Below are 14,687 nucleotides of genomic sequence, written 5' to 3' on the forward strand. Positions count from 1 at the left end.
CGTGCGGCCGGGACCTTGCCGCCCCTCAGGAGGATCCGCCGTGAACACCACCCCGCCGCAGACCGGCCAGCCCCGTGCCGCGGCCTGGGTGGCCTCCGCCGGCACCGAGGGCGGACCCCTCAGCGCGAAGCAGGACCGAGACCGCGCCGCCTTCGGGCACCTGAGCGTGGCGCTGGGATGTCTCGGACCGCTGCTCGTGTGGCTGCGCTACCGTGACCGCGGACCGTTCACCGCTCAGGAGGCCAAGGAGGCGCTGAACTTCTCCGTGCCGCCCACGCTGCTGGTGGTGCTCTTCCTGCTCCTGGGCGCCCTCCCGGTCATCGGGCCGATTCTCGCGATCCTCGGCGCCCTCACCTGGGTGGCCATGTCCTGCTACGGCGTCATGGGGGCCGCGAACGTGTCGAAGGGCCGCCCCTTCCGCTACCCGTTCAACCTGCGCGTCCTGCGCTGAGCCGCACCGCGCTCGGCGTCAGAAGCCGGCCAGGTCCCGGACGATCCGGTCGTTGCGCAGCCGCCCCTCGAGGGTCGGCACGATCCGCCCGGACTGGGCGGCACGGCCGTCCACGAGCCCGTCCGCGATGAGGGCGGCCACGAGGTCCCGCAGCCGGGCGCCGTCGTCGCCGGCCGCGGCGAACCCCTCCTCCACCTCGGCGAGGCCCAGTCCCGTGGACGTGCGGGCGGCGAGCATCACCCGCTCGAGCCGGCGCGCCGGCGCATCGGGGATCTCCCGGCCCACAGCCGGGGTCACGCCCGTGGCCAGGCGCTGCGCGTACGCGGCGGGGTGCTTCGCGTTCCAGAAGCGCACGCCCGCCAGGTGCGAGTGCGCGCCGGGCCCCACGCCCCACCAGTCCTGGTCCTCCCAGTAGGCCACGTTGTGCCGCGCCCGGTGGACGCCCGTCCCCTCCGGGTCCCGCGCCCAGTTGGAGACCTCGTACCAGCGGTAGCCGGCCGTGGCGAGCATCCGGTCGGCCAGGACGTACTTGTCGGCCTGGTCGTCCGGGTCGACGTCGTCCACCTCGCCGCGGGCCACCCGGGCCCCGAACTTCGTGCCCTCCTCCACGATCAGGGAGTACGCGCTCACATGGTCCGGCGCGAGGGCGACGGCCGTCTCGAGCGTGGCGCGCCAGTCCTCGAGCGACTCCCCCGGCGTGCCGTAGATGAGGTCCAGGGAGACCTCGAGGCCGGCCGCGCGGGCCGCGGCGACGGCGGCGGGCACCGACGCGGGACGGTGCGTGCGGTCCAGTGTGGCCAGCACGTGTGGCACGGCCGACTGCATGCCGACCGAGAGCCGGGTGAATCCGCCCGCGGCGAGCGTGGCGGCGTACTCCGGGGTGATCGTGTCCGGATTCGCCTCGGTGCTGACCTCCGCGCCCGGCACGATCCCGAACCGCTCCCGCGCCGCGGCGAGGATCCGCACGAGGTGGGAGGCCGGCAGCAGCGTGGGCGTGCCGCCGCCGAAGAACACGGTGTGCAGCGGGCGGGCGGGCACGCCGGAGGCCTCGAGGGCGCGCTCGGCGAAGGCGAGCTCCGCGATGGCCGTCTCGGCGTAGTCGCCGCGGGCCGCGCCCGGGCCGAGGTCCACGGCCGTGTACGTGTTGAAGTCGCAGTAGCCGCAACGAACGGTGCAGAACGGCACGTGCACGTACAGGCTGAACGTCCGCGGCGCGCCGGCGGCCGCGGCCGCGCGGACCCGCGCGCCGACGTCGGCGGGCAGGGCGCCGTCGTCGGGCACCGGCATGCCCAGGGGAAGGGCGGGCACTTACTTCTTGGCCTGCTCGGCACCGTCCGAGGACAGTGCGGCGATGAAGGCCTCCTGCGGGACCTCGACTCGGCCCACCATCTTCATGCGCTTCTTGCCCTCCTTCTGCTTCTCCAGCAGCTTGCGCTTGCGGGAGATGTCGCCGCCGTAGCACTTGGAGAGCACGTCCTTGCGGATGGCCCGGATGTTCTCGCGCGCGATGATGCGCGCGCCTATCGCCGCCTGGATCGGCACCTCGAACTGCTGACGCGGGATGAGCTCCTTGAGCTTGCCCGTCATCATCACGCCGTACGCGTAGGCGTTGTCCCGGTGGGTGATCGAGGAGAACGCGTCCACCTGCTCGCCCTGCAGGAGGATGTCCACCTTGACGAGGTCGGCGACCTGATCGCCGTCGGCCTTCCAGTCCAGGGAGGCGTAGCCCTTGGTGCGGGACTTGAGCTGGTCGAAGAAGTCGAACACGATCTCCGCGAGCGGGATCCAGTAGCGGATCTCCACGCGCTCCTCGGAGAGGTAGTCCATGCCCTTGAGATTGCCGCGCTTGGCCTGGCACAGCTCCATGACGGCGCCGATGAACTCGCTCGGCACGATGACCGTCGCCGAGGCCATCGGCTCCCGCACCGCCAGGACCTTGCCCTCGGGGTACTCGGAGGGGTTGGTCACGGTGATGACCTCCTTGTCCTCCTTCGTGACCTCGTAGACCACGTTGGGCGCGGTGGAGATCAGGTCCAGGTTGAACTCGCGCTCGAGGCGCTCCCGGATGATCTCCAGGTGCAGCAGGCCCAGGAAGCCCACGCGGAAGCCGAAGCCCAGCGCCACGGACGTCTCCGGCTCGTAGACGAGCGCGGCGTCGTTGAGCTTGAGCTTGTCGAGGGCGTCGCGCAGCACCGGGTAGTCGGAGCCGTCGATCGGGTAGAGGCCGGAGAACACCATGGGCTTGGGGTCCTCGTAGCCGCCGATCTCCGCGGCGGCGGGCTTGGCGTGATTCGTCACCGTGTCGCCCACCTTCGACTGGCGCACGTCCTTCACGCCCGTGATGAGGTAGCCCACCTCGCCCACGGACAGGCCCTGGGAGGGGTGGGGCTCCGGCGAGGACACGCCGATCTCCAGAAGCTCGTGGGCCGCGCCCGTGGACATCATCCGGATCTTCTCCCGCGGGGAGAGCCGGCCGTCCATGACGCGCACGTAGGTCACGACGCCGCGGTAGGTGTCGTACACGGAGTCGAAGATCATGGCGCGGGCCGGGGCGTCGGCGTCGCCCGTGGGGGCGGGGATCCGCTCGACGACGCGGTCCAGCAGCGCCTCGACGCCCATGCCCGTCTTGCCGGACACCCGCAGCACGTCCTCCGGCTCGCACCCGATCAGGGTGGCGATCTCGGCGGCGTAGCGGTCCGGATCCGCGGCGGGCAGGTCGATCTTGTTGAGCACGGGGATGATCTCGAGCTCGTTCTCCATGGCCAGGTACAGGTTGGCCAGGGTCTGCGCCTCGATGCCCTGCGCGGCGTCCACCAGCAGGATCGCGCCCTCGCACGCGGCGAGCGAGCGGGAGACCTCGTACGTGAAGTCCACGTGCCCGGGCGTGTCGATCATGTTCAGGGCGTAGTCGGTCCCGTCCAGCGCCCACGGCATGCGCACCGCCTGGGACTTGATGGTGATGCCTCGCTCGCGCTCGATGTCCATGCGGTCCAGGTACTGGGCCTTCATGTCACGCGGCTGCACCACGCCCGTGGACTGCAGCATGCGGTCCGCCAGCGTCGACTTCCCGTGGTCGATGTGGGCGATGATGCAGAAGTTGCGGATCACCGAGGGGTCGGTGGCGGCGGGCGCCGGGGGGTGGGACGCCTGGGGCGACACGGGCACATCCTTGGAAGTCTCGGGGACGGGTGGGGTGGAACACTGACCGCCCATTCTTCCATGCCCGCCCGGCCGGATAGATTCGGGCCCATGGCCTTCGACTTCCAGCGCGCCCTCTCCCTCGGCCGGCAGGCCGCCCGCCTCCTGGAGACGCTCAGCTCCTCCTCCGACGCCGGCCCACGCCGCGGCTCGTCCCGCCGCGCCTCCGGCTCGGGGACGGGCGGCGGCGCCGGGCCCGTCTTCGACCTGGGCGTCCCGCCTCGGGATCCGGGGGCCCCGGCCTTCGACCCGACCCGGCGCACCGACGACTGGCCCACTCCCCCGGCCGGCGGCGCGCGCCGGCCGGACCGGCGCCGTGTGGACGAGGTGCTGCGCCGCGCCCGGGACGCGGACCGTGCCGAGGGACCGGCGGCGTCGGGGCGCGCGGCGGGCCGGCCGGACCGGCGGTCCCCCGCCGAGCTGCTCCCCGACTTCACCGGCCGCGCGCGCGTGGAGTACGCCCCCGTGCCCGGCCCCGCGGCGGGCCCGGGCGAGGTGGTGTGGACCTGGGTCCCGTTCGAGGAGATGGACGGCCGGGGCAAGGACCGCCCCGTCCTCCTCGTCGGCCGCGACGGCGCGTGCCTGCTCGGCCTCATGCTCACGAGCCGGGACCGCAACAACGCGGACCTGCGCGACGAGGACTACGTGGACGTCGGCGCCGGGCCGTGGGACCGGCGCGGCCGGGCCTCCGAGGCGAAGGTGGACCGCGTGCTGCGCGTGGACCCGGACGCCGTGCGCCGGGAGGGTGGGGTCCTGGACCCCGCGCGGTTCGAGGCCGTGGGCGACGCGCTGCGCCGCCACCAGGGCTGGGAGTGCTGACGCGCCACGCCGAGGCACTCCCCGGCCATGTCCGGGACACGCAGATGATACGATTGTGGGCATTGTGTCCGCCGGTCGACGGGCACCCCCGGACCGGGATCGCCACGGTGTCCCCACGCCACTGAAGTCCACGGATCCGGGAACCCTCCACGACCCCCCTGTTCACGCGGCGTGCGGACCACCCGTCCCGCGCCGACGACGTAAGGACCAGAGTTGGCCAACATCAAGTCTCAGAAGAAGCGCATCCTCACCAACGAGAAGGCGCGCCAGCGCAACATCGCTGTGAAGTCCGAGCTGCGCACCGCCATCCGCGCCGTGGACAAGGCCGTGGCCGCCGGCGAGGCCGAGGCCGCCGCCGCCGCGCTGCGCACCGCGAACCGCAAGCTGGACAAGGCAGCCTCCAAGGGCGTCATCCACAAGAACCAGGCCGCGAACCGCAAGTCGGGCATCGCGAACCGCGTGAAGGCCCTCTTCGCCTGATCCGCAGCGCCACACCGCCACGGCCCCCGCTCCGAGACCCTCGGACGGGGGCCGTGGTGCGTCCGGGGAGGGTCCGCGGCGTGGTCAGCGACGCACGGCCGTGGCGATCCGGATGACCGCCCGCTCGACCGCGAAGTCGGGGTTGCGGGAGGCGCCCTTGACCTCGGCGTCGGCCTGGGCGATCCACTCGACGGCCTGCGCGATCCCGGCGGGGGTCCAGTGGCGGGCGGCCTGCTGCACGTAGCGCACCTGGAACGGAGCCACCCCCAGGAGGGAGGCGAGCTCGCCCTGCTCCCGGCCGGCGTCGATGATGCGCGCGACCTGGCGGGCCTTCAGCGTGAGCGCCGAGGTGATCATCACGGGGTGCACGCCGGTGGCCAGCGCGTGGCGGACGAGGGACACGGCGCGGGCGGCCTGGCCCTCGAGGGCGGCGTCCGCGACGGCGAAGCTCGTGGCCTCGACGCGGCCGCCGTGGTAGGTGTCCACCATCTCGGCGGTGACCGTGCCGGTGGTGTCGTCGATCAGCTGACGGCACGCGGCGGCGAGCTTCGTGAGGGAGGCGCCGGTGGCGCGCACGAGGGCGCGGGCGGCGTCCTCGTCCACGCGGCGGCGTGCCTCGCGGAACTCCGCCTGGACGAGCGCCAGGCGGTCCTCGTCCCGCTTGAGGGGCGCGCAGTCCACCACGGTGCCGGCCTTCGCGACGGCGTCGAGCAGCCGCTTGCCCCGGCTGCCGCCCGTGTGGCGCAGCACGAGGGTGACCTCGTTCGCGCCGGGGCCCTGCTCGACGAGGCGCAGGGCGTCGGCGAGGAAGGCGTCGTTCATGGACTCGAGCCCGTCCACGCGGATGAGGGTGGGCTCGGCGAAGAGCGAGGGGCTGGCGGCCATGGCCAGCTGCCCCGCCTGGTACTCCCCGGCGCGCAGGTCGTACACCTCGAGGCTCTCGTGCCGGGCACGCAGCGCGGCCGTCACCCGGTCCGTGACCCAGCGGGCCACGTAGTCCTCGGGGCCCTTGAGCAGCATGAGCGGGCCGGGCTCCGTGCGGCGCCAGGCCAGCGGATCCGTGCGCGGGGCGCGGCCGGAGCGGGGGCTGCGGGCGGCGGACATGGGCACCATCCTAGGGTGTGGAGACGGGGACGGCGGGAGGGCGGACGGTGTGCACGGCGATCCCGGGATCCCCGTCCGAGCCCGACTCCAGGGTGAGCGCGAGGGTGCCGTGCCGGTCGGTGCGGGCCACCGGGCCGAGCCGCTCGAGGGCGGCCACGGTGGCGGGGTGGGGGTGTCCGTACGTGTTCTCTGCGCCCACCGAGACGACCTGGAGCCGGGCGCGGACCGCCGCGGGGACGTCCGTGCCGCCGTTGCGCGCACCGTGGTGGGCCACCTTCAGCACGTCCGCGGAGGGCGGCGGGGGTGCGTCCGAGCGCAGTCCGGCCGCCCAGGCGGCGCTCGCCGCCTGCTCCATGTCACCCGTGACGAGCACGGTCAGCGGGCCCACGGCGCCGCGCACAGTGAGCAGGAGCTGTGCGGAGGCGTCGTTCTCCTCGGGCGCGGCGCGATCGGCGAGGAGGACGCTCCACCGCACCGATCCGCTCTCCCCCTCCTGGCCCGTGTGGAGCGGCGTCGCTCCGGAGGGCGGCGGCATCGCGGGGTCCTCCCCCGTGCTGGCGCGGCTCCTCCCTCGTTCGAGGGGTGTGCCCGCGGCGGGGTCGCCGAGCGGCGAGCTGCCGGCCGAGCGGGTGGCGTAGTGGACCGCGCCAGGGGCGAGCGGCCCCGTGAGCCCGGCCAGCCCTCCGGCATGATCGGCGTGGAGGTGGGTGAGCAGCACCGCGTCCACCCTCTCCACGCGCAGGTCCGCGAGGCATCGTCGGGCGGCGTCGGGATCCGGGCCGACGTCGACGGCGAGGGCAGAGTCCACGCCCGTGCGGAGGACCGTCATGTCCCCCTGCCCCACGTCGCAGAACGCCGCGACCCAGCCCGCGGGGACGTCGCCGGCCGGTCGGGGGGTCAGCACCGCGCCCACGCCGCCCGTGGCCGCGGCGATCAGCGCGGCCGTCAGGACCGCGGCGGCGGACACCCGCCGGACGCGGTCCGGCGCCGAGCGACCCACGCGCCGCACGCGGGGAGGCGACTCCCGTTCCAGCACCAGGACCGCACGGAAGCCCGCGAGCGTGGCGACCGTGAGGAGGGCGCCGAGGGCGAACCCGAGGCCGCCGCCCGGCCATGGCCGCAGGGCGCCCGGCAGCGTGGCGGCCGTGGTCGCGGTCCAGCCGATGGCCGCGGCCGGCCACTGCGCGATCCAGACGAGGGCGGCCGCGATCGGCGGGGCGGGCAGGACCAGCGCGGCGGCGAGCGTGCCGAGGACGGTCACCGGTGCGACCGCGGGGGCGGCCACGATGTTGGTGAGCACGGCGTAGGCACTCACCGTGCCGGTCATGGCCAGGAGGATCGGCTGACACGCGAGGTGGGCAGCCACGGTGACGGACAGGGACGCGGAGAGCCAGCGCGCGGCGGAGTCGGGCAGCACGCGCGCCATCCGCGGATGCAGCCACCGGTCCGCGGGGGCGGCGACGAGCACGATCCCCGCCGTCGCGGCCAGGGAGAGGTGGAACGCGACCTCCGTCGCGAGAGTCGGCGCGACCACGAGCAGCCCGGTGCCGCCCACCGCGAGCAGGGAGAACGCCTGCCGGCCGCGGCCGAGGAAGAGGGCCAGCGCCCCCAGCCCGCCCATCACAGCCGCCCGGAGCACGGAGGGCTCCGGTCCGACGACGACCACGAACACCCCGAGCGTGGCCAGCGCCGCGGCCACCACCGCGTGCCGGTGCACGCGCAGCGAGCGCAGGACCACGGCGACCGTGCCCAGGAGCAGCGCGCAGTTCGCCCCGGAGACGGCGCTGAGGTGGCTCAGCCCGGCATCCTTCATGGCGTCCCCGAGCTCCGGGCTCTGGGCCGTGCGGTCCCCCAGCACGAGCCCGGGGATCAGCTGGGGCGCCGTGCCGATCAGGGGAGAGGCCGCGGCCCGGAACGCCGAGCGCAGCACCTCACGCCCGGAGGGTCCCGCCACGTCCGGCGGGAGTGCTGCTCCTCCCTGTGCCGGACAGGGCCCCGGGATCGGTGCCGCGCGTGCGGTGAGGAACACCGTGTCCCCCTCGCGCCGGGGAGCGGCCACGACACAGGCCTTCCCGCCCGCCGCGACACCGCCGTCCGCCGTGCCGAGCCCGAGGGGCGGCTCCCCCTCCCCCGTGAGGCGGACCGCCTCGGGCCGCTCGAACGCTCGAGAGGGGTGGCCGAACCGCGTGGCCGTGGCCGGGGCGCCCCACCGCGGTCCGAAGGGCGACCCGGTGGCCTGGGGTGGGGCGTCCAGCACCACCTCGACCCGCACGGCCTCTTCCGCAGTCACGGCGTCATCCCAGCCGACGCGCTCACGCGCGGACTGGTGGAGGGCCACGTGCTGGGCCATCAGCGCTCCCGCCACGCCGGCCAGCACGACGGCGGTGGCCACGCCTCGCCGAGGGCGGTCGGTGCGTCGTGCTCCGGCGGATCGGCCGCCCACGACCAGCGCGGCGGCCCCGCACAGGGCGAGGAGCCCACACGCCCCGGACGCGAGGACGGCCTCGTGCGCGGGCCGGCTCGGGAGCACGTTCCCGAGGGCCAGGCACAGCAGCAGCGCCGGAACCCATCGGCCGTCCAGCGGTCCGGGGACGGCGCCGGCCCTCACGGGGTCACCAGCTCACGTGGTCACGCAGCCGCGCGAGGGCGGCCGGGCCGATCCCGGGCACCGCGTCCAGGTCCTGCAGCCCGCCGAACGGGCCCACCGTGTCCCGGTGCGCGATGATCTTCTCCGCCGTCGCCGGACCCACGCCCGGGAGCGTCTCGAGGGCGGCCGCGTCGGCCGTGTTCAGGTCCACCGGCACCGCGCCCGCACCGTCGGGAGACTGCGCCCCCGAGCTGCCGGGCCCCGCCACCGCGGCCCCCGCTCGCCCGCTGGGAGCCGCCGACCCCGCTGGCGGCGCCCCACCCCCGGCCGCCGCGGCCAGCTCTGCGTCCGGCGTGCGAGCGGACGGGACCAGGACCTGCTGGCCGTCCGAGAGCGTCGCAGCGAGGTTGATCCGCTCGGTGCGCGCCTGGGACGCGGCCCCGCCGGCGGCCCGGATCGCGTCCGTGACCCGGGACCCGGCCGCCAGGGTCACGACGCCGGGCCGACGGACCTCGCCCACCACGTGCACGCGCACCTCCGCCGGTGCGGAGCCTTCGCCCGCGCCCCCGGAGTCCCCGGAAGAACCGCCGGACGGTGTCCCCGAGGACGCGCCGGGGGCCTCTCCGGCCGGCCTCACGGTCGCCCCGGGGCCAGGATCCGGGACGCTCGCGCCCGGGGCCGCGCCGGCGGCATCGCCCGAGGGCGGCGCCGGGACACCCGACACGGACGCGACCGATGCCGCCGCGGAGGCCGGGGCGGGTGGAGCCGGGGCGGTCAACCAGGTCACGGCCCACCACGCGATGGCCGCCACCAGCAGCACGAGCGCGGCCGTGCCTGCGGCGCGCCACCGGACGATCGGGGGGCGCGGCGGGACGGCCTCCCAGTCCTCACCGGGGCCGCAACCGCGGGGGTCCTGACCGTGGACGGGGCCGGGCTGCTCGGAGGGGACGTCCGGGGCTCGCGTGTGCATGGAGCCACTGTGGCCGGGCCGGCGGGTCAGGAGAGGCGCCCGCCGCGGCCTCGGGGATGGCGAGGAGCGACCCGACGCCTGTGCAGGAGCGGACTGCCCGGTCCGCACGCGCCCGGTCCGCCCCGGCTCGACTCGGCCTCAGTCGACCTCCACCTCGAGCGGGGTCACCACCACGCCCAGCGCGCCGAGTCCCAGGTGCGCGGCGAGGACCGCCGGCAGCTCGACGACGGGAACGGGCGTGGCCGAGTGCGGCTGCAGGCGCGCCACCAGCTCCTCGCTCCCCGCCGGGTCGCCGAAGCCGTGCACCACGATCCGGCTCGGCGTCCCGGCGGCACGCTCCAGGGCGAGCTCGACGATCCGGTCCATCGCGCGGGCCGCCGAGCGCGGGCGGTCCACCAGGGTGACCGCGCCGTCGTCGAGGGCCAGCACGGGGCGCACGTGGAGCAGGGTGCCCAGCAGGGAGGCCACGGCGCCGATCCGGCCGCCGCGGCGCAGCTGTTCGAGGCTCGGCACGGAGAACAGCACGGCGCCCGCCTGTGCGGTGGCCTCCGCCCGCGCGGTGATCTGCTCCACCGGCAGCCCCACGCCGGCGTCGATCGCCGCGTCCAGCACCGTGAGGCCGAGCGCGAAGCCGGCCGTGCCCGAGTCGAGGACCGTGACGGGGCGCGGGGCGTCCGCCGCGGCGAGCCGTGCCGCCTCCACGGTGCCGGAGAGCCGGCTCGAGAGGTGCAGGGAGAGCACCCGCGCATACCCGGCCTGCGCGAGGTCGGCGTAGACGGCCCGGAACGCCCCCGGAGACGGCCGGGAGGTCTTCACGGGGGTGCCGGAGGCGAGGGCGACGGGCAGCTCGAACCGCAGGTCCTCCGTCCCCTCCGTGTGGATCTGCTCCCCCACCATCACGGGGAGGGTGACCTGGCGGATGCCCGCCGCCAGGGGGTGGGCGAGCAGGGCCGGCGGCAGGGCCGCGGCGGAGTCGGTCACGATCGCGGTCCGGTCCCGCCGGGGCGGCTTCAGCCCGTAGCGGGCCCGGCCCACCAGGTGGGGTCGGCGGGCGCGCAGGCGCTCCAGGACGTCGTCGCGCCACTGGTCCAGCGTCGCCATGCTCCCCTCCTCCTCCGGGCCGACGGGGCGACCCGGCTCAGTCCGGCTCGCCGATCAGCGGATGACGAGGTTCACGAGCTTGGGCTCGCGGACGATCGCCTTGACGATCTGGGCGTCCCCGATGAACGCCATGACCTTCTCGGACGTCCGGGCGCGCGCCTCGAGCTCCTCGGCGGTGATGTCCGCGGGCACCTCGAAGCTGTCGCGCACCTTGCCCTTGACCTGCACGACGGCGGTGACCGCGTCCTCCACGAGGAGGGACTCGTCGACCTCGGGCCAGCCGGAGCGCACCACCGAGGGCTCGTGGCCCAGCAGCACCCACATGTCCTCGGCCGCGTAGGGCGCGACGAGCGAGAGCAGCTTGGCGACGGCCTCGGCGGCCTCGCGGACCGCGGGATCCGCGGCGCCGGCCCCGTTGTCGATCTCCTTGCGGGTGGCGTTCACGAGCTCCATGGTCCTGGCGATCACCACGTTGAACTTGCCGTCGTCCAGCAGCTGGGCGGCCTCGTGCACCGTCCGGTGGGTCACGCGGCGCAGGGCCGCGGAGCCGCCCTCGGCGGCGCCCGCCGCCGGGCCCGCCTCGCGGACGTCCCGCGCCAGGCGCCAGGCACGGGCGAGGAACTTGCCCGCGGCGCCGGGGGCGACGTCGGCCCAGTCCACGTCGTCCTCCGGCGGAGACGCGAAGACCATGGTGAGGCGGACGGCGTCCACGCCGAACTCGTCGAGCTGCTGTCCCAGGTCCACGCCGTTGCCGAGGGACTTGGACATCGCCTTGCCGCCGTTGAGCACCTGGCCCTGGTTGAGCAGGGCGCGGAAGGGCTCCGTGAACGGCACGAGGCCCATGCCGTGCAGCGCCTTCGTGAAGAAGCGCGCGTAGAGCAGGTGCAGGATCGCGTGCTCGACGCCGCCCACGTACTGGTCCACGGGCAGCCAGTCGCGCACCGCCTGGGGGTCGAACACCTGCGTCTCGTCCCACGGGGAGGCGTAGCGCAGGAAGTACCAGGACGAGTCCACGAAGGTGTCCATGGTGTCCGTGTCGCGCTTCGCCGGGCCGCCGCATCGCGGGCAGTCCACGTTGACCCAGTCTTCGGCGGAGGCGAGCGGGGACTGGCCCTTGGGCGCGAGCTGCTCACCCTTGAGGTCGGTCGGCAGGGTGACGGGCAGCTGGTCCTCGGGGACGAGGACCTCGCCGCAGTCGGCGCAGTGGATCACGGGGATCGGGGTGCCCCAGAAGCGCTGGCGGGAGAGCAGCCAGTCGCGCAGGCGGTAGGTGGTGGTGCCGCGCCCGGTGCCCTTGGCCTCGACGACCTCGATCGCGCGGGCGATGGCCGCCGTCTTGTCCAGGCCGTCGAGCTCGCCGGAGTTGACCAGGACGCCCTCGCCGGTGGTGGCCACCCCGGACACGGCCGGGTCCTCCTCGCCCGTGTCCACGACGGCGCGCACCGGCAGGCCCATGGCGCGGGCGAAGTCGAGGTCGCGCTGGTCGTGGGCGGGCACGGCCATGATCGCTCCGGTGCCGTAGTCGGCGAGCACGTAGTCCGAGGCCCACACGGGCAGGCGCTCCCCCGTCAGCGGGTTCACCGCGTGGCGGCCGAGGAACACGCCGGTCTTGGGGCGGTCCGTGGCCTGGCGGTCGATGTCGGAGACCTTCTTGAGGTCCTCGCGGTAGGCCTCGAGGTCGGCCCGGGCGTCGTCGGAGACGAGCTCGAGGGCCAGCGGGGCGTCTGCGGCCACCACCATGAAGGTGGCCCCGAACAGGGTGTCCGGGCGGGTGGTGAACACGGTGACGGAGGGGCCGTCCTCCACCTGGAAGTCCACGTGCGCGCCCTCGGAGCGGCCGATCCAGTTGCGCTGCATCGCGAGGACCCGCTCGGGCCAGTGACCGGTGAGCTGGTCCATGTCGTCCAGGAGCGCGTCCGCGAACCGCGTGATGCGGAAGTACCACTGGTTCAGCGTGCGCTTGGTGACCTCGGTGCCGCAGCGCTCGCACGTGCCGTCCACGACCTGCTCGTTGGCGAGCACGGTCTGGTCCTTCGGGCACCAGTTGACGGGCGAGTGCTTGCGGTAGGCGAGGCCCTCCTTGTGGAGCTGCTGGAAGAGCCACTGCGTCCAGCGGTAGTACTCGGGGTCGGAGGTGTGCAGCTCGCGGGTCCAGTCCACGGCGATCCCGTAGCGCTGGAACGAACGCTTCTGGGTCTCGATGTTGGCATAGGTCCACGCGGCCGGGTGCGCGTCGCGCTTGATGGCCGCGTTCTCGGCCGGGAGGCCGAACGAGTCCCAGCCGATGGGGTGCAGCACGTCGTAGCCGCGCTGCAGCCAGTAGCGGGCCACGACGTCGCCCATCGCGAACGCCTCCGCGTGGCCCATGTGCAGATCGCCCGAGGGGTAGGGGAACATGTCCACCACGGTGCGCCGCTCGGCGCCGTCCTCCCGCGGGGTGAACGTGCCCGCCTGCTCCCAGTACCCGGCCCAGCGCGCCTCCACCTCGCGGAACGAGTACTCCGCGTCCGCGGGGACCTCGGGAGTGGCGGGGGCGGGGGTCTCGGAGGTCTGGCTCACGGCGGCTCGTGTCCTAACGCGGTCGGGGTGGGGGTGCGGTGGCGGCGGGGGCGGGACGTTCGCGCGACGGCATGACGGCGGACCCGCCCGCGCGTGTGCGGGGCGGGTCCATCCTACGGCGTCGGCTCAGGCGCGGTGGGATCCCTCGGCCCGGCCCGGGTCGTCCTCGAGCTCCGCGTCCAGGTCCCGGGCGACCTGGCGCTCGATCGCGCCCGTCACCGCCGCGGGCTCGGCGACGGAGTGGGCGACCGCCTCCTCGAGGGCGTCCGCGTGCGCGGTCGTGAAGCGCTTCTCCGGGTGCCGCTGCAGGCGGATGAGGGAGGACAGGCGCATGCGCAGGGTCCGCTCGGCGGAGAGCTCCCCGCGGTGGGTCAGCCACCAGGCCACCAGGACCACGGCCAGGAGCAGGCCGAGGTAGCCCAGGAACGGGTAGACCACGTTCATCAGGGTGCCGAAGCCGAGGAAGCTCACCGCGAAGCCCACCAGGGTGACGGCGATGAACGCGGGGCGGTAGCGGTCAGGGCGGTCCGCCGAGATGCGCCGGCCCAGGGCGTAGAACATGCCGATGGCCGAGTTGTAGATCATGGCGTAGATGACCGCCAGCATGGCCCACCCCAGCACGGGGTGGAACGCGCCGAAGAGCTCGAGCATGGGCACGGAGGCGTGCCCGATCCGGTCGAAGTTCAGGTAGAGCAGCACGCCCGCCATGACCATGAGGACCGTGTAGAGCAGTCCGCCGGCGAGCCCGCCCAAGAACGCCTCGCGCGGATTGGTGATGGAGCCGCCGATGACGAGGCACATGGACACGGCCATCACGAGGACGAGTCCGGTGTAGTTCAGGGCCGAGAGCCACCACGGGTTGATGGGGGTGGCGGTCTGGGCCGCCATCGCCTCGTTGGCGGTGAAGGAGCCGTCCAGGGTGAGCACCGTGGCGAGGAACGCTCCCACGACGGCGACCACGACGAACGGCGTGAGCCCGGAGATGATGGAGGAGACCTTCTCCACGTCCAGCAGGCCGGTGACGATCACGAGCGCCGTCATGATGGCGGCACCCGCCCAGGTCGGCCACCCGAGCTGCTGGTGCATGGTCGCGCCGGCACCGGCCAGCATCACGAAGCCGATCGCGAAGAGCGTGATGGAGACGCTGACGTCCAGGATGCGGGCGATCACCGGGTGGGTCACGCTGCGGAACACGGCCTTGTGCTCGTTGGCCAGGAAGGCGCTGCCGAGCTGAAGGATCACCGCGCCGCCCACGGCCACGAGGACGCCGGCGAGGATCGCCCCCCAGATGCCGATCTCGCCGAACCCGACGAAGTACTGGATCACCTCGGCGCCGGTGGCGAAGCCCGCCCCGACGACGAGGCCGACGAAGGCGAGTGCGATCTTGGCCGATCTGAACACGGCGGAGTTCTGCATGG

Annotated in this window: 11 protein-coding genes; 3 read left to right on the forward strand and 8 right to left on the reverse strand. The window is 74.4% G+C overall.

Translation table 11 applies throughout. The features are described 5' to 3' along the window. Positions 1 to 40: 40 nt before the first annotated feature. A complete protein-coding gene (locus tag AAG742_RS06425; RefSeq protein WP_298711033.1) occupies positions 41 to 451 on the forward strand; it encodes a DUF4870 domain-containing protein in 411 nt (136 codons plus the stop codon). 18 nt (positions 452 to 469) lie between these two features. Here AAG742_RS06425 and hemW read toward each other — a convergent pair whose 3' ends face one another. Beyond that, a complete protein-coding gene (hemW, locus tag AAG742_RS06430; protein ID WP_298711036.1) occupies positions 470 to 1,759 on the reverse strand; it encodes a radical SAM family heme chaperone HemW in 1,290 nt (429 codons plus the stop codon). Further along, entirely contained in the window at positions 1,760 to 3,610 is a 1,851-nt protein-coding gene (lepA, locus tag AAG742_RS06435; RefSeq protein ID WP_248115582.1) for a translation elongation factor 4, read from the reverse strand. A 90-nt stretch (positions 3,611 to 3,700) separates the two neighbouring features. Between lepA and AAG742_RS06440 the strand changes: the two genes are divergently transcribed. Together AAG742_RS06440 and rpsT are read left to right on the forward strand one after the other, a co-directional pair. After that, positions 3,701 to 4,468 carry a type II toxin-antitoxin system PemK/MazF family toxin gene (locus tag AAG742_RS06440; RefSeq protein WP_298711039.1) on the forward strand — a complete coding sequence of 256 codons (768 nt, stop codon included), beginning with the start codon at positions 3,701 to 3,703 and terminating at the stop codon, positions 4,466 to 4,468. 213 nt (positions 4,469 to 4,681) lie between these two features. Beyond that, positions 4,682 to 4,948, forward strand: a complete 267-nt coding sequence (gene rpsT, locus AAG742_RS06445) for a 30S ribosomal protein S20 (protein ID WP_248115583.1) — start codon at positions 4,682 to 4,684, stop codon at positions 4,946 to 4,948. Positions 4,949 to 5,032: 84 nt separating this feature from the next. On the opposite strand, the gene holA is transcribed toward rpsT, so the two are convergent. The 6 genes from holA to AAG742_RS06475 form a co-directional block, all read right to left on the reverse strand. Continuing rightward, positions 5,033 to 6,052, reverse strand: a complete 1,020-nt coding sequence (holA, locus tag AAG742_RS06450; RefSeq protein ID WP_298711042.1) for a DNA polymerase III subunit delta — start codon at positions 6,050 to 6,052, stop codon at positions 5,033 to 5,035. Between the two features lie 10 nt (positions 6,053 to 6,062). Then, complete coding sequence (locus AAG742_RS06455; protein ID WP_298985552.1) at positions 6,063 to 8,660, reverse strand: ComEC/Rec2 family competence protein; 2,598 nt, start codon at positions 8,658 to 8,660, stop codon at positions 6,063 to 6,065. Positions 8,661 to 8,664: 4 nt separating this feature from the next. Then, positions 8,665 to 9,609, reverse strand: a complete 945-nt coding sequence (locus AAG742_RS06460; protein WP_298711048.1) for a ComEA family DNA-binding protein — start codon at positions 9,607 to 9,609, stop codon at positions 8,665 to 8,667. A 138-nt stretch (positions 9,610 to 9,747) separates the two neighbouring features. Further along, entirely contained in the window at positions 9,748 to 10,710 is a 963-nt protein-coding gene (locus AAG742_RS06465; protein WP_343281951.1) for a DegV family protein, read from the reverse strand. A gap of 54 nt (positions 10,711 to 10,764) precedes the next feature. Next, on the reverse strand, positions 10,765 to 13,269 hold the full coding sequence (gene leuS / locus AAG742_RS06470; RefSeq protein WP_298711053.1) for a leucine--tRNA ligase: 2,505 nt from the start codon (positions 13,267 to 13,269) through the stop codon (positions 10,765 to 10,767). A gap of 126 nt (positions 13,270 to 13,395) precedes the next feature. Beyond that, positions 13,396 to 14,685: a hypothetical protein gene (locus AAG742_RS06475; protein WP_298711055.1), complete on the reverse strand. Its 1,290-nt coding sequence runs from the start codon at positions 14,683 to 14,685 to the stop codon at positions 13,396 to 13,398. Positions 14,686 to 14,687: the final 2 nt, after the last annotated feature.

The organism is Micrococcus sp. 2A (assembly GCF_039519235.1).
Lineage (GTDB): Bacteria > Actinomycetota > Actinomycetes > Actinomycetales > Micrococcaceae > Micrococcus.